Genomic DNA, 14,617 nt, shown 5'->3' with positions numbered 1-14,617 from the left:
TAATAGACCGAGGGCTTGACCTCTTTTTCGACATGGTGATCATGATGACTTAATTCTCTGCAGTCTTCAGGGTTTTTTACCCTTATTTTTTTTTGTAGTGTCAAAACACCCAGTGGCACCACTGGGATACTATCCCTTTATCGCTTGTTAAACGCCCCGGTTGCTAATATATTTACCGCGTCACTGCAGCTCGAAAATAGCTCTATCCCTGCAACCACTTTTAAACAAAACCACCTCTCTGTACAGATAGGTGGTTTGTTGTTTTTGCTAATTAAGCTTTGTTGTTTTTGCTGATTAATTTTTAATTTGCTATACCTGTTAAAGTAATTTCGATCGCCCTCAACCCTCAACACGATTTCATGCTATGTGGGAGAAAATTGCCGCGCACATCTGTGAAACAACCGGAGAAACCTTTTCTATCGAAAATCGCCGTTCGGTCAGCGGTGGCTGCATCAATCAAGGCTATTATATCAGCAGCAGTTCCCGCACTTACTTCGTGAAAATCAATCAAGCTTCCCAAGTCGCGATGTTTGAAGCTGAAGCGCTGGGTTTGCAGCAAATGGGGAAAACCCAGACGATTCGAGTACCTGAGCCGATTTGCTGGGGAACTGAGGGGAATTGGGCTTACATTGTGCTGGAATGGCTGGATTTGGGAGGACGCGGGGGCGATCGAGCTTGGGAAGAAATGGGGCGAAAACTCGCCGAAATGCACAAATACACCCCCCCCAACCCCCCCTTGCTAAGGGGGGGAGAAGAGCCTAATTCGGGCTTATTGAGGGGATGTTTTGGTTGGGATATTAATAATACGATCGGCTCAACTATACAAATTAATAATTGGACGGCAAATTGGGCAGAATTTTGGGCAGAACATCGGATTGCTTATCAGTTAAAATTGGCTAGGCGTCGGGGCGGTCATTTTCCGCAAGGGGAACGTTTATTAAAGGTAATTCCTGAGTTGTTAGCAGGTTACGAACCTCAACCTTCACTAGTTCACGGGGATTTGTGGGGGGGGAATGCGGGGGTGACATCTGCGGGGGAACCGGTGATTTTTGACCCGGCGGCATATTTTGGCGATCGAGAAGTTGATCTTGCGATGACGGAGTTATTTGGTGGGTTTCCAGCGGAGTTTTATCGAGGATATAATCAGGTTGGGCCGTTGGATTTAGGGTATGAAAAACGCAAAACTCTTTACAATTTATATCACATTTTAAATCATTTTAATTTGTTTGGGGGGACTTATGCGTCCCAGGCGAATCAGATGATTAATCGAATCTTGGGTTAAAGCTTAAGTAGTATCTGGATTCTCTCAAAAATGAAGTACCCGCACTGCGGCATCAAGTTAGGATTTATCATTTTGTTTTTGACAGGCCTTACGCCTGGAAAGTCTTTAGCAGCTTTACCCTTGCAAGTGGGTGTCTATCACGGTGGTGGTTCTCGATACATTCAGATTGCTGAGAAACAAAATAGAATTTGCTTCAAAGGCCGTTCTTCTAACGGAGTTACTGTCGCTTCCGTTGCGGGAAATACTAGCAGCCAAGAATTTTACAAAATCAACGGATTTGACGATACATTGCTATTTCAGCAAGATCGAGAAACTCTTTTGTTTGGCCGAAAGAATCAATTGAGTAAGTATAGGGCAGATTATGGATTTCCTAGGGATTTAGATGATGATTTGGAGGAGTGTCTGATTTCCCCGAATCCATTTTTTAGGCAAAAGTCCGGTGGTAGAGGTAGTCGTTAGTATTGTAGGGACACGGCATTGCCGTGTCCTGATTTCTTGGTTTTGGAGACTTTATTTTTGCTTAGCTGTTGCTTTTTTCTTCGCTTCTTTTTCTGCTTTTTTAGCTGCTTTTTCTGCTTCAAGTTTGGCTAACTTGGCTAGCTCTTTTTCTTCAGCTATTTTATCGAGATAGTAGTGGTAATCTCCCAAATAAGGGCGAAACTCTCCGTCCCGAATCTCGACTATTTTGTTAGCGACTTGGGAGATGAAATAGCGATCGTGCGAAACGATAATTACGGTACCGTCATAATTCTGAATCGCTTCTTCCATCATCTCTTTCGCCGGAATGTCGAGGTGATTTGTCGGCTCGTCCAAAATTAGCAAATTCACGGGAGTCAATAGCATCTTTGCTAAAGCCAGACGGGCTTTTTCTCCGCCGCTTAAAGCGCCGACTTGTTTGAATACTGTTTCGCCGGTAAACAAAAACCGCCCCAACAAAGTCCGAACTTCTTCATTTTTCCAGTCTGGTACTTCGTCGTGAATGGTTTCGATCACGCTTTTATTCAAATCTAAGGCTTCTGCCTGATTCTGTTCAAAGTAACCGGGGATGACGTTGTGGCCTCCCAATTTGACCGTACCTTCAGTCGGCTTTTCCAAGCCCATAATCAGTCGCAGCAGGGTGGATTTGCCCGCGCCGTTGGGGCCGAGAAAGGCTATGCGATCGCCCCTTTCAATTAATAAGTCTGCTCCCAAAAATAGGATTTTTTCGCCGTAGGTGTGGACCAAATCTTCAATTATTGCTACTTCGCGGCCGCTGCGGGGTGCGGGGGGAAAGCGGAAATGCAAAGTTTTTAATCCGCCTGTGGGCGCTTCGATGCGTTCGATTTTGTCTAACTGTTTCTCGCGGCTTTTGGCTTGGGTGCTGCGAGTGGCGCTGGCGCGGAATTTTTCTACGAATGCTTGCTGTTTTTCGAGTTCTTTTTGCTGGCTTTCGTAGGCGCTGAGTTGGGCTTCTCTGGCTTCTGCTTTTTGCAGCAGGTAGGAGGAGTAGTTGCCGAGGTAGGTGGTGGAAACGCCGCGTTCGGTTTCGACGATTTGGGTGCAGAGCCGATCGAGAAATTCCCGGTCATGGGATACGATTACCATCGGGGTTGTCAGCCCTTTCAGGTATACTTCCAGCCATTCGATGGTTTCTAAGTCTAGGTGGTTGGTAGGTTCGTCTAGTAGCAGGATGTCGGGTTTTTGCAGGAGAATTTTGCCCAAACTCATCCGCATTTGCCAGCCGCCGCTGAAGGCGCTGACTAATCGATCGCCGTCTTCGGGTTCAAATCCGATTTCGGGGAGAATTTTCTCGATTTGGGCTTCTAAACCGTAGCCGTTTAGGCCTTCAAATTGCCGTTGCAGCCGATCCATTTTGTGGATCAGTTCGTCGAGATTTTCTGGGGTGGAGGCTTCCAAGTCTCGATGCACTTGCATCAGGGATTCGTGGACTTCGTTGGCTTCGCTGAAGGCGCGCCAAAATTCTTCTCTGACGGTGCGAGTCGGATCTACTTCAAATTCTTGGGAGAGGTAGGCGATGTGGAGGCTGGCGGGGCGAATGACTTCGCCTGCGGTGGGTTCGATTTCGCCGGCGATGATTTTGAGTTGGGTGGATTTGCCGGCACCGTTAACGCCTACTAAGCCGATGCGATCGCCTGGCTTGACTTCCCAGGTGACATCTTTGAGTACGACGCCTGTGGGGTAAATTTTACTGATGTGTTCGAGTCGCAGCATTGTTGTGGGGACTGGGGAAGGGCTGGTTTAGCGGCGGATGGGATGCCGGCGCTGAGGTCGAGTTAATCTTAACAAATTTTAATTATATTTAGGGTATTGCCAGATTTTGATTTGGTAGGAGTTACGCGAAGAAACGGGGTTTCTCTGAAAAATCGCACATTCTCAGCTAGAGATATACGAAGAAACCCGGTTTCTGGCCTCGATGTGGGGGCAGGACTATTTGAGTGGGGCGATCCTCTTCGAGGGCTTCGCTAACGGGCGATCGTGTTGTTTCAGATTGAATTTCTCGCATAATGGTTGAGATTTCTGCACATTATAATAGTCAGTGTCAACCTCGATCGCAAAAGAGAGCGATCGTGCCAGCAAGAGACATTTATCATCAAGTTGTCAAACAGGCTCTCATTAAGGCTGGCTGGACAACTACCCACGATCCGTATCCCTTGCCTTGGGCGAAGAGAAACCTATCGATTTTGGTACCCAACAGCTATTAGCTGCTGAGAACAACGATCGCAAGATAGCCGTTGAAGTTAAAAGTTTGATCGGAGAGTCTAGAATGGCAGATTTAGAGCCAGCTTTGGGTCAATATACTCTTTACTATGACATCTTAAAACGAACCGAATCAGAAAGACAACTGTATCTTGCGATTCCACTAAATGCTTTTACAGAGCTTTTTGAAGGGGAAAATTTTGGTCAGATATTGCGATATAATAACCGCCTAAATTTGGTTTTTTTCAACCCAAAAATAGAGGAAATAGTACAATGGATAGCTTAAATAATTATCGCAAACTTGTTAAGCAGCTCCTTACTGAATACGCTGAGATTCCCGTTTTTGACAGTGGGCTCCAAAATGAAATAATTTTTGATCTGGAAAATGACCGTTATATGTTAATAAATATAGGTTGGTTTAATGAGCAGGGTATTCACCATTGCGTGATTCATATTGATATTATTGACGGTCAGGTGTGGATTCAAGCAAATAATACCGATCGCCTGATTGCTGAGGAGTTAGTTGCAGCGGGAGTTCCTGCCGAATCCATTGTTTTGGGGCTTCAACCGCCTGATGTTAGACTTTATAGTGCTTATGGAGTGCCTACTAGGGAGCAGCAGCGAGAATCTTTGAAAGTATGATGGAGTGGAAGCGATTTGAATTGGAGGGCGAGAATTTATGAGTCGATACAGTAAGGTAAAATGAAGATAATCGCTTAAAGGTTAGAACTATGACTTCGGTATCAAGCGGAAAATCAACCATTATTCGCACTGAGCGCGGACTCACGATCGCAGGTACGCGGATTACACTTTATCAACTCATGGATTACATCTGCGCTGGCTATCCACCCAAGCTAATCCACAATCAGTTTTACATAACCGAGGAACAATTCAACGCAGCAATGTCCTATATTGAAACAAATCGTACTGAAGTAGAGGCAGAGTATCAAATAGTTTTGCAACAGGCAGAAGAAATCCGGCAGTATTGGGAAGAGCGCAATCGCGATCGACTCGCTCAGATTGCAGGAATGCCGCCAAAGCCCGATCGACAGGCAGCTTGGGCAAAACTTCAGGCACGAAAAGCTAGACTTGCTGTATCAAGCTGATGATTTTTAGAGCAAGATTGCTTTTTCTTATTTGTTAAGTGCGATCGAACTTCAAAAACCTTTTGATATCTACTCAGAAATATTACAACTTTCAAGTCTATTAGCTATATAAGGGGCACCAAAGTTCCAAACACGAGTATTAATTTCAAAAGGCAAGTGTCCTGAAGGTTCAGAAAGTTTATAAGTAACACTATTGTATTTTTGGTCTACCCATCCTACGCGCCCAATGAAACGATCGGCAACTACTACATCATAAACACCTGTTTGACCACCTACACTAACCCAGATCTGCTTTTGAGCGCTAAACCCAAAATGTCCATTACTATAATTTACCCATAATTGATTAATTGTTCGGAGAGTCTCGCAAGGAAAATTATCAATATTTTTCACATCAAGCCAGCCTTCTCTCTCTCGCTTAGCGACCACAAGCATAACCTGTAGAGTTTCTCGATCGGCTTCTTTGAAATTTTTAGATGCTAGTAGCTTTTGTAGTGGTAGGTACTGTGCATCAAAAGTTTGTGCATTTGTTTCTGATGATTTTTTAGGATCTAAAATGGGTGGAGTATCTTTTCTTGTAGGCGTAGGCGAGGTTTCGGTTTTTTGAGGGGATAATTCAGTAGAAGGAGGCGCTTCAGGAGGATAGTCAGGTTGACAACAAAAAGTGAGATAAGGTGAATAAAAATAAATGACTGTGACACACACAAAAATAACGCATATAAATAATGGATGGAGTTGTATATATTGTTTTAAATTGCTGGCATTTGCTTGTGAAAATGATTTGATACCAACAACACATTTGGTTGCAATTTGAGATATACTAGGATTTTGTATAAAGTTAGTTCCGGCTGTTTGTGAAAGTAACTTTACTCCTGTATAAGATAATTGGACCTGTTGAGATATCGTCAAGTTCGGTTGAAGAAATCCTAACCACTCCTCTACAGTTTGTGGTCTATTTTTTGGATGAATTTCCAGCCCCTTAAGGATGGCTAGATTTATATAATTGCTAAGATTTTTATTGATCTGATTTGGTGGTATTAAAGGATCTTTTTTAAAGTTTTTTATGGAATCATCTCTATCTATCGATCGTGGTAATCGATGCTCATATCCTCCCTGGATATAACCAGTTAAGAGTACATAAAGTGTTGCAGCCAAAGCATAAACATCGGTATAATTTCCTGGTCTGTGTCGGCGATAATACTGCTCAAGTGGTGCATAACCCTCTGACAAAAACTGAGTCAGACTATTCGTTTGGTTAGGAGTAAATTCACGGGCAATCCCAAAATCGATTAGTACAACTTCTAACTGATTTTTTAAAACAATATTTTCTGGTTTTACGTCTCTATGTAGCATACCTTGTGAGTGAGCAAATGCTAACGCATCACCAACCTGCCGAATATATTCTAAGGCAACAGATAGCGATAAAACGCCTTTTTTTCTAACAATATCTGCTAAATTTTCACCCTTAATATACTCCATAGCTATGCACCATAGTCGCCCCTCTAGAAATAAATCATAAAACTTGACGATATTCTTGTGCTGGCATTTCCTAAGCCGTTGTGCTTCATCCAGAAAACGCTTTTGAAATTCATTAAAGTCTGGACGCTTTTGCACATTAGCATTGAGGGTTTTAATAACTACTTCTTTTCCTGTGCTGTCTTTGGCTAGATAGGTGATACCAAACCCCCCCTTTCCTAGCTCTCCTTCTATGGTGTATTTACTATTATTTAATTTTTCCCCACGTTGCCAACCACTCATAAATAAAAAATAATTATTTGATCGGGTTTTATATATTTGCATTATCGGCGCAATCTAGACCAGGCAATAGGACTCAGGGTTACAAGGGCTGTTATTAACAGCAGTATCATTTTCTGCTCAAAAGTAGTTTTCTGCCAGACCTCGCCAAAACCAATAGTAATAAAAGCTGTTCTGCTATTCCTTAGTAAAATGGTTTGTGCAGTTCCTAAGTAAGAAGTATAAGCATCAAAAATTACAGCTACTATGTGAAATGGTCGCAGCACATCTCTCTGAAAGTCATCAGCAGATTTTGACCAAATTGCCCTTGAATTTGCACTCAGCCACAAAATCAACCCACTTCCTACTATGGCACTTATGTAAACCAAAAAATATTCTATTTTTAAATCAGTCACTCCTAAAATACCAACTATACCGAGTAAGCTTGTGACAAAATCCCAAAATACTCCTGCTAGAAGTATCCAGCCGAACGTTTCTAATGATGACATTTATTTGCTCCTCTATCTTAAAGCCAAAATAATTCCTACAGCTATTATGGCTGCAATCCAAATAATAAAAAAAAGTAAATTAGTTGAGAGTGTGAAACTGTTTTTTTTAGGGTTATCATCTTTTCTGATTAATTCATATAGGGTAGGCATCTCTTGAATTACCCAGTCGGAAAGCAAAGAGTTAATTTTTTCTCTAGCTGTTGCTTGGTGCCTGTCTTTAGAAGATTTCCAGGAAGCATATATAAACCATCTAGGTGATTTACCAAACTCTTTATGAAGATGGATAGAAATTAGATCGGGATTTTTTTTGAGAGATGTGGCCAGTTGCTCCCAGTCAGTGAGGAATTCTTTTGTTTGCTTAAGTGGCACTTCCAAAAAGTATATTTGTACAGTAGCCTTTTGAAACTTCAACTAAATCCTCCTGTTTCAATCCTAGTAATTGAGTAAATATACTGAAATTAAATTGGACAGATTGCTTGAGGTAGTTACAGGAAAAACAACTATTTCATATCACTCTACCAACACGACCTCAGCTTTGCAGCGATTAAAAGTGACAAAAAGTGATAAAAAGTAGCGACATCGGCTCTGATGTGCTAAAATCTATTCACACAAAGGTGCAAGGATGGGCAAAATTCCACGCATCCTACGATCGCCACCTCAACTCGGACACTACCTTTAAGAGGATTTAACTCATGACTGTGGATGAAGCTCTCGCCATTGTCGAAACAGTCCTAGATGACGACGAACAGTTGAACGACGTGCAAGAGCTAATTTTCAAACAGTGCTGGGAAGGCAGACAGTCTTATGAGGAAATTGCTAAATTTTCTAAATATGATGATGAATATATTAAAGCCGCTGGCTATAAACTCTGGAAGTTACTCTCAGAAGCATTTGAGGAAAAAGTAAAAAAAAGTAATATTAAAGCAGTTATCAAACGATACTTGCGGCGACATCAAGTGACTTTACATCGAACTCAAGTTATTGGAGTTAATCTCAGCGGTGCTGACTTAAGCGGAGCCAGAGTATCATTCGCAAACTTAAGTGAGTCTGATTCGTCAACAGATTTACAGGGTGCAAATATATCTGATAATAAAACGGTATCAGATGAAATTATCAAGGTTGAAAACACAGATAACCAAGGAATTTTGTCTACCATAAAAGAACGGATTTATCACTGGAATGATTTGCGCTTTCACAGCCAAGAACAAGTAAAAATTGCCGAAGCCCTCGATCGCACAAACACGCTCTTTTTCCCCAACTCCAAAGCCCGCCTCACCACACCCGCAGGCCGACAAAACCAAGAACCAGATTTCCTCATATTCCACCAAGGCAAATGGGGTATTCTGGAAATATGGCATCCCGACACAGAAAAAGATGAAACGCGCGATCGCCTGTTTGCATCTCACGGTATCAGCATCATCCACTATTGCGACGCCCAAAGATGCACAGAAGAACCCGATCACATTGTCCAAGAGTTTTTAGACATATTGAGTCAGGGATAGGGCGAGTGGTTTTTCCATAAGGGCGATCGCATAGGGGTCCAGAAACCGGGTTTTTTACGATAAGACGCGTTGTATCCCGCAGATTCGGTAAAAAACCCGGTTTCTTTGCTTGGAGTGCGTAAGTGCATAAGGGCGATCGCACTCCCTAACAAAGTAGATTTTGCCTTGACAAATTACTCAATTTGTGATATGCACGAGTGGTGGAAATTTTTAAGGGCGATCGGCTCGTACCCGCTCAACTGTACTTGCCTGAAGACTCAGCAGCATTAGCCAGCCGCTCCACGCCCGCTCGGACAATTACCGCCAAATGTGCGATCGGCATACATTGAATTTTTTTAAGCAAGTCGTTGGTATTGACAGGTTCTGGCATTGGCTTGCCTTCGAGATGAGCTATTAACTCTTCCATCGTAAAGCCCGCTCTTGCCGCAATCTGAGTCAAATTTTTCGTATCCGGGAGCACCTGACCCTTTTCCCAATACTGAACAGCAGCCCCAGAGACGCCCAATAGCCTACCAAAAGCGCTAAAACTCAGGTCGCCACGGGCTAGCTTCACAACTTCGCTCAGTTTTTTCTTAGCTTCTGCGTCCACAGTATTAGTCACCAGATAAACACAACTCCTAGTTTACCGATAAATCTGGCTAATACTCATTCCCCAGCAGCTTCAGCCGATGCAGCGAATCTATCCGCTACAGCTTTGCCAATTAGCGCCACCTGGCTCAGAGGCAAAAACTGAATTTTTTTGACAATATCTTGAATATCTAACGGCTCTGAAACTGGCTTCCCATCCAAAAATCTCAGAAGTTCTTCCAGCGAATAACCAGCTCTGGCAGCGAGCTTAGCCAAGTTTTCAGTATCAGGAACCGTATCGCCCCTTTCCCAAAGCTGAACAGCGGTAGCGGAAACGCCCAAAAGCTTACCAAACGCTCGCTGACTCATTGTTCCGCGAGCAGTTTTGATGATTTCGCTAAGTTTTTGTCTATTTTGGATGTTCACGACTCGAAGGTTACTCAACCGTATCTACCAGTCTACTTACGAAGTGATACATCAACTATATTTCCCAGACGACTCAGCCGCCGCCGCGAGTCTATCCATCACAGCTCTACCAACCACGGCTAACTCACTAATTGGTATACATTGAATTTTTTTCAGCAGATCGTTAGTATCTACCGGTTCACGCATGGGTTTGCCTTCCAGATGAGCGAGCAGCTCTTCAAGTGTAAACCCGGCCCTCACAGCAATCTGAGCCAAATTTTCTGTATCTGGGATGCTCTGACCTTTTTCCCACAACTGAACCGCAGTCGCAGAGACGCCCAGAAGCTTGCCGAATGCCCGCTGACTCATCGAACCGCGAGCTAGTTTGACAATCTCGATCAATTTTTTCTTAGCTTCTGCGTTCACGGTATCAGCCACCAGATAACCACAATTCCCAGTTTACAGAACATCAACCATACTTTCCAGAAGCTACAGCAGCAGCAGCCAGTCGCTCCATACCAGCTCGAACAATCACTGCTAAGTCACTCAGTGGCATACATTGAATTTTCTTAAGCAGCTCGTTGGTATCCAGAGGTTCCTGGACCGGCTTGCCTTCGAGGTGAGCCATGAGCTCTTCCATCGTAAAGCCTGCTCTTGTCGCAATCTGAGTCAAATTTTTCGTATCTGGAAGTACCTGCCCCTTTTCCCAATACAAGACAGAAGCAGCAGAAACTCCCAACAGCTTGCCAAAAGCAGTCAGACTCATCGAGCCCCGCGCTAATTTAACAACCTCACTCAGTTTTTTCTTAGCTTCTGCGTCCACGATATCAGCCACCACTTAATCACACATAACTCAGTGTAATATCCAATTGATTTTGATTCCAGCCTTAATCTCCAGAAACCTCAGCAGCCGCCGCCAAGCGCTCCACACCAGCTCGAACAATCGCCGCCACCTGAGTTAAAGGCAAGAACTTGATTTTAGTAACAATCTGTTGGATATCTAACGGATCTGAGACAGGTTTTCCGTCCAACAATCTCAGAAATTCTTCCAGCGTATAACCCGATCGCGCGGCGAGCTTAGCCAAGTTTTCAGTATCGGGAACAGTATCGCCCCTTTCCCAAAGCTGAACAGCGGTAGCGGAAACGCCCAAAAGCTTACCAAACGCTCGCTGACTCATTGTTCCGCGCGCTGTTTTGATAATTTCACTAAGTTTTTCTCTATTTTGGATGTTGTTCACGACTTAAAAGCGACTAGGCTTTACCTGCAAGTAAACCGATCAATTTATAAATCATTCTCATTTAAATTTTAACTTGTAATTATTGACATACCAGTCAGTTGAGTATAAAATGAAAAGTATAAATATAGTTTTAGTGAATGGCAGTAGCCCTCACGATCCTGGAATCTCGAAAAATGACCAAAAGACGCAGCCAAAACACCCACAACTCACGTCGCAACCGTCAAAGCCTCACAGCCTCCGGTTGGCTAAAACCCCAGTGCTGGCAAATTTCCAAAACGGAAGCCGCCGAAGCCCTGAGAATGCCCGTAAAACACATAGTCAAAGTCTACCCCAAACAACATCAAGTGATAGTCGTTTACCTGAACAAGAAAGGACAAAAATGCAGTTCCTTTTTCAGCTACAGACTATTTGCCAGATGGCAACAAGAGGCGATCGCAGCAATTGCCAGTTGTCGAAACCAGCAAATCCTAGCACCCCTAGAAGTCATTGTACAATACGACCTCGAACATTTCAAATATCCAGTGGCGATCGCCGATGCAATTTGGGAAGCCCTACTCAACCATATCTCCCGCGTCACAAGGGGACTGAGGCTGAGCAAACAATGCGCCTAGCCCCCCATCACTCCATCAATTAGTAGAAGCAGCCAACTCAACCAAACGTTCCTGCTGATCCTGAGAAATGCAAGTTTGAATAATCTCCTCAATATCCCCTTCCAAAACACTATTGAGCGAGAAATTTTCCCCCAAACGGTGGTCCGTAGCCCGATTGTCCTTATAGTTGTAAGTGCGAATCTTTTCCGATCGCGAACCAGTACCAACCTGAGCCAAACGCCGCGACTTCACCTCATCCTGCTGCTCCCGCAACTTCATCTCATAGAGCTTAGCCCGCAAAATCTGCATCGCCCGCTCCTTATTCTGCAACTGACTGCGCTCCTCAGTACAGAAAATCCGAATTCCCGTCGGCTTGTGAAACAAATCCGCAGCAGTTTCCACCTTGTTGACGTTTTGACCGCCAGCGCCGCCCGATCGAGCCGTACTCATCTCAATATCCTTCGGATCGATGTGAATCTCCACATCATCAACCTCCGGCATCACAGCCACCGTCGCCGTCGAAGTATGCACCCGACCGCCAGCCTCAGTCACAGGCACTCGCTGCACCCGGTGTACGCCAGCCTCAAACTTCAGCTTACTGTAAACGCTGTCGCCTGTAATTTCCAGAATCACCTCTTTAAAGCCGCCCATTTCCGCCAGCGACTCGCTCACCAACTTCACCTGCCAGCCTTGAGTTTGAGCGTAGCGCGAATACAGCCGCAGCAAATCTCCCGCCCAAATACTAGCCTCATCTCCGCCCGTACCCGCCCGAATTTCCAGCATAATATTCTTGTCATCGTTCGGGTCGCGGGGGAGCAACAAAACCTTCAAACGACTTTCCAAATTCTCCAGCTTCGACTCAAGTTCCTGAACTTCCAGCGCAGCCATTTCTTGCATATCTCGATCGCCCGCGGCTTCCTTGAGAACCTGTCGCGTACCTACTAAATCTTCCTGAGTCGTTTTCCACAGAGCAAAAGTATCGACCACTTCCTCCAAGGACGATCGAGCTTTCGCTACCCGTTGAAACTCTTGATTGTCCCTAGCCACATCCGGGTCAGCCATGCGGCGAGTCAACTCATTAAAAGTTTGCTCTACCGACTTCAATTTATCCAGCAAATAAGATTCAGCCATTGTCAGTTGTCCTTTGTCAATCGATTTTAAATTTTAGATTTTAGATTTTAGATTTTAGATTTGAAGAACAGTTGGGATAGAATCTCGATCTAACTCAACTCTATCGAACTCAACTGCCTGCATAGCGAAGTCTTCAATCTAAACTCTCCCATCCGAGGGCGGATCGATTTTAGATTTTAGATTTTAGATTTTAGATTTTAGAAATCAAGAGCAGTTAGGATAGAATGTCGATCAATCTCTACTCGATCGAACTCCACTGCCTGCCTAGCGAAGTCTTCAATCTAAAATCTAAAATCCGAGGGCGGTAAGTTGTCGGTAGCAAAAACTACTCTCAAAAAACTGCGGACAAATGACAATCCGGCTACTTCTTCTTTTTGCCTTTACCAGCAGCCTTAGCAGCATCTGCTTTCGGCTCTTCCATTTTCAGCGGCCCAGAGGAAGCATCTGCCTTCGGCATTTCTACCTCGGTCATGCCGTATTTCCGCATAAAGCGCTCCACACGACCTTCAGTATCAATAATCTTCTGAGTGCCAGTATAGAAAGGATGATTTCCCGACCAGACATCAACTTGAAGCTTTGGTCTAGTTGATCCCACAGTCATCACAAGTTCCCCGTTGCAATAAACCTGAGATTCGGGATACCACTCAGGGTGAATGCCTTCTTTTGCCATTGTTTTTTACTCTCTAATTTTTGACTTTACAACCATTTTAGCTGCCGCAGGACTTGTACACCAACAACAGCACGAATTTTGCCTTATATCTGTTGGAACCAGCGATCGATCGTAGGAAATAGACTTGAAAAAAAAAGGAAGATAGAATCTGGATAATTTTGCCTTCTTCCCTCTTCCCTCTTCCTTCTTCCCTGGATTACCGCTTCGAGTATTGAGGAGCTTTGCGAGCTTTCCGCAAACCGTACTTTTTCCGTTCTTTGGCCCGCGGGTCGCGAGTCAAATAGCCCTCAGTCTTCAGAGGCTTGCGGTTGTCCGGGTCTAATTGACAAAGTGCTCTAGCGACACCCAAGCGAATCGAGTCAGCCTGACCTGTCAAGCCACCGCCTTCGACTTTTACCAAAATGTCGTACTCATTTTCCAGACCCAAAGTTTCCAGAGGGGCCTTAGCCAGAGCCAAATAAGTAGGATTGAATTGCAGGTACAAATCCCCCTCTTTACCATTGACTGTCAGTATGCCAGTGCCGGGAACCAAGCGCACCCGCGCTACGGAACACTTGCGGCGGCCGGTACCCCAGTACACAGCGCGACCCGATGTATCTGTTGCTTGCATTACTCATTTCCTCCCGGAATCGTGTGAACAATTAATTCTTCTGGTTTTTGAGCTTGGTGCGGGTGGTTGGGGCCAGCGTACACCTTCAGTTTAGTAAACAGTTGTCTGCCCAGAGAAGTGTGAGGAAGCATTCCCCGAATAGCTTCTTCGACAATTCTTTCTGGCAAACGTGCTTGCAATTTGGCAAAAGTTTCTGTTTTCATGCCGCCCGGTCTTCCAGAATGGCGGCGGTAGATTTTCTGGGTGCGTTTTTTGCCAGTAACAGCGATTTTGTCCGCATTGATGACAATTACGAAGTCGCCGGTATCCATAGAAGGAGTGTAAGTCGGTTTGTGTTTTCCCCGGAGGTACATGGCAACTTCAGTTGCCAGACGGCCCAGCCGCTGGTCGGCGGCATCGACCACGTACCACTTGTGCTCTAGGGAGTCTTGAGTAGGGACGTAAGTTTTGTTCATTGTTTGTTGTTAGTTGTCTATTAACTGTTAACTGTTGTTAGTTGTCAGTTGTCAGTTGTCAGTTGTCAGTTTTTAATTGTTAGTTGTCCTTAGTTTTTTATTAGTAGTTACCTAATGACTAATG

Annotated in this window: 19 protein-coding genes and 1 pseudogene; 7 read left to right on the top strand and 13 right to left on the bottom strand. The window is 44.3% G+C overall.

Features of this window, described 5'->3' with window-relative positions:
* Positions 1-364: 364 nt before the first annotated feature.
* Positions 365-1,282 carry a fructosamine kinase family protein gene (locus tag QUB08_RS09765; protein WP_333224564.1) on the top strand — a complete coding sequence of 306 codons (918 nt, stop codon included), beginning with the start codon at positions 365-367 and terminating at the stop codon, positions 1,280-1,282.
* Positions 1,283-1,312: 30 nt separating this feature from the next.
* Entirely contained in the window at positions 1,313-1,741 is a 429-nt protein-coding gene (locus QUB08_RS09760) for a hypothetical protein (protein WP_333224563.1), read from the top strand.
* A gap of 51 nt (positions 1,742-1,792) precedes the next feature.
* Here QUB08_RS09760 and QUB08_RS09755 read toward each other — a convergent pair whose 3' ends face one another.
* Positions 1,793-3,493 (bottom strand): ABC-F family ATP-binding cassette domain-containing protein, encoded by a 1,701-nt coding sequence (locus QUB08_RS09755; RefSeq protein ID WP_333224562.1) that lies wholly within the window; start codon positions 3,491-3,493, stop codon positions 1,793-1,795.
* A gap of 293 nt (positions 3,494-3,786) precedes the next feature.
* Between QUB08_RS09755 and QUB08_RS09750 the strand changes: the two are divergent.
* The 3 genes and pseudogenes from QUB08_RS09750 to QUB08_RS09740 all read left to right on the top strand — a co-directional run bounded on the left by QUB08_RS09750 (position 3,787) and on the right by QUB08_RS09740 (position 5,085).
* Positions 3,787-4,265, top strand: a pseudogene (locus tag QUB08_RS09750) (element excision factor XisH family protein).
* Complete coding sequence (locus QUB08_RS09745) at positions 4,253-4,621, top strand: XisI protein (protein WP_333224560.1); 369 nt, start codon at positions 4,253-4,255, stop codon at positions 4,619-4,621. Before QUB08_RS09750 ends, QUB08_RS09745 begins: the two are co-directional and overlap by 13 nt.
* Positions 4,622-4,710: 89 nt before the next feature.
* Positions 4,711-5,085: a DUF433 domain-containing protein gene (locus tag QUB08_RS09740; protein ID WP_333224559.1), complete on the top strand. Its 375-nt coding sequence runs from the start codon at positions 4,711-4,713 to the stop codon at positions 5,083-5,085.
* Positions 5,086-5,154: 69 nt separating this feature from the next.
* Here the strand turns inward: QUB08_RS09740 and QUB08_RS09735 are convergent, their stop codons facing one another.
* From QUB08_RS09735 to QUB08_RS09725, 3 genes are read right to left on the bottom strand one after another with little or no spacing between them, the layout of a single operon-like run.
* Positions 5,155-6,840 (bottom strand): serine/threonine-protein kinase, encoded by a 1,686-nt coding sequence (locus QUB08_RS09735; protein ID WP_333224558.1) that lies wholly within the window; start codon positions 6,838-6,840, stop codon positions 5,155-5,157.
* A gap of 41 nt (positions 6,841-6,881) precedes the next feature.
* Positions 6,882-7,325: a hypothetical protein gene (locus QUB08_RS09730; protein WP_333224557.1), complete on the bottom strand. Its 444-nt coding sequence runs from the start codon at positions 7,323-7,325 to the stop codon at positions 6,882-6,884.
* A gap of 12 nt (positions 7,326-7,337) precedes the next feature.
* Positions 7,338-7,736 carry a hypothetical protein gene (locus QUB08_RS09725; RefSeq protein ID WP_333224556.1) on the bottom strand — a complete coding sequence of 133 codons (399 nt, stop codon included), beginning with the start codon at positions 7,734-7,736 and terminating at the stop codon, positions 7,338-7,340.
* A gap of 281 nt (positions 7,737-8,017) precedes the next feature.
* Here QUB08_RS09725 and QUB08_RS09720 point away from each other — a divergent pair, with 281 nt between their 5' ends.
* A complete protein-coding gene (locus QUB08_RS09720; RefSeq protein ID WP_333224555.1) occupies positions 8,018-8,827 on the top strand; it encodes a pentapeptide repeat-containing protein in 810 nt (269 codons plus the stop codon).
* A 235-nt stretch (positions 8,828-9,062) separates the two neighbouring features.
* Here QUB08_RS09720 and QUB08_RS09715 read toward each other — a convergent pair whose 3' ends face one another.
* From QUB08_RS09715 to QUB08_RS09695, 5 genes are all read right to left on the bottom strand, one after another.
* Entirely contained in the window at positions 9,063-9,428 is a 366-nt protein-coding gene (locus tag QUB08_RS09715; RefSeq protein ID WP_333224554.1) for a helix-turn-helix transcriptional regulator, read from the bottom strand.
* A gap of 44 nt (positions 9,429-9,472) precedes the next feature.
* A complete protein-coding gene (locus QUB08_RS09710) occupies positions 9,473-9,763 on the bottom strand; it encodes a helix-turn-helix transcriptional regulator (protein WP_333224553.1) in 291 nt (96 codons plus the stop codon).
* Between the two features lie 108 nt (positions 9,764-9,871).
* Complete coding sequence (locus QUB08_RS09705; protein ID WP_333130221.1) at positions 9,872-10,237, bottom strand: helix-turn-helix transcriptional regulator; 366 nt, start codon at positions 10,235-10,237, stop codon at positions 9,872-9,874.
* 31 nt (positions 10,238-10,268) lie between these two features.
* Entirely contained in the window at positions 10,269-10,634 is a 366-nt protein-coding gene (locus tag QUB08_RS09700; protein WP_333224552.1) for a helix-turn-helix domain-containing protein, read from the bottom strand.
* 52 nt (positions 10,635-10,686) lie between these two features.
* Complete coding sequence (locus QUB08_RS09695; RefSeq protein WP_333224551.1) at positions 10,687-10,977, bottom strand: helix-turn-helix transcriptional regulator; 291 nt, start codon at positions 10,975-10,977, stop codon at positions 10,687-10,689.
* Between the two features lie 233 nt (positions 10,978-11,210).
* Between QUB08_RS09695 and QUB08_RS09690 the strand changes: the two genes are divergently transcribed.
* Entirely contained in the window at positions 11,211-11,648 is a 438-nt protein-coding gene (locus QUB08_RS09690; protein ID WP_333224550.1) for a hypothetical protein, read from the top strand.
* 15 nt (positions 11,649-11,663) lie between these two features.
* Here QUB08_RS09690 and prfA read toward each other — a convergent pair whose 3' ends face one another.
* The 4 genes from prfA to rplM form a co-directional block, all read right to left on the bottom strand.
* Complete coding sequence (gene prfA, locus QUB08_RS09685; RefSeq protein WP_333224548.1) at positions 11,664-12,758, bottom strand: peptide chain release factor 1; 1,095 nt, start codon at positions 12,756-12,758, stop codon at positions 11,664-11,666.
* 361 nt (positions 12,759-13,119) lie between these two features.
* On the bottom strand, positions 13,120-13,428 hold the full coding sequence (gene rpmE, locus QUB08_RS09680) for a 50S ribosomal protein L31 (protein WP_333224546.1): 309 nt from the start codon (positions 13,426-13,428) through the stop codon (positions 13,120-13,122).
* A gap of 196 nt (positions 13,429-13,624) precedes the next feature.
* A complete protein-coding gene (gene rpsI, locus QUB08_RS09675) occupies positions 13,625-14,038 on the bottom strand; it encodes a 30S ribosomal protein S9 (protein WP_194067224.1) in 414 nt (137 codons plus the stop codon).
* Positions 14,038-14,493 (bottom strand): 50S ribosomal protein L13, encoded by a 456-nt coding sequence (rplM, locus tag QUB08_RS09670; RefSeq protein ID WP_015178725.1) that lies wholly within the window; start codon positions 14,491-14,493, stop codon positions 14,038-14,040. Before rplM ends, rpsI begins: the two co-directional genes overlap by 1 nt.
* Positions 14,494-14,617: the final 124 nt, after the last annotated feature.

It is taken from the genome of Microcoleus sp. BR0-C5 (assembly GCF_036705045.1).
Lineage (GTDB): Bacteria > Cyanobacteriota > Cyanobacteriia > Cyanobacteriales > Microcoleaceae > Microcoleus.
Note: the sequence above shows the minus strand (reverse complement) of the source record. Positions and strands in the feature narration are given on the sequence as shown.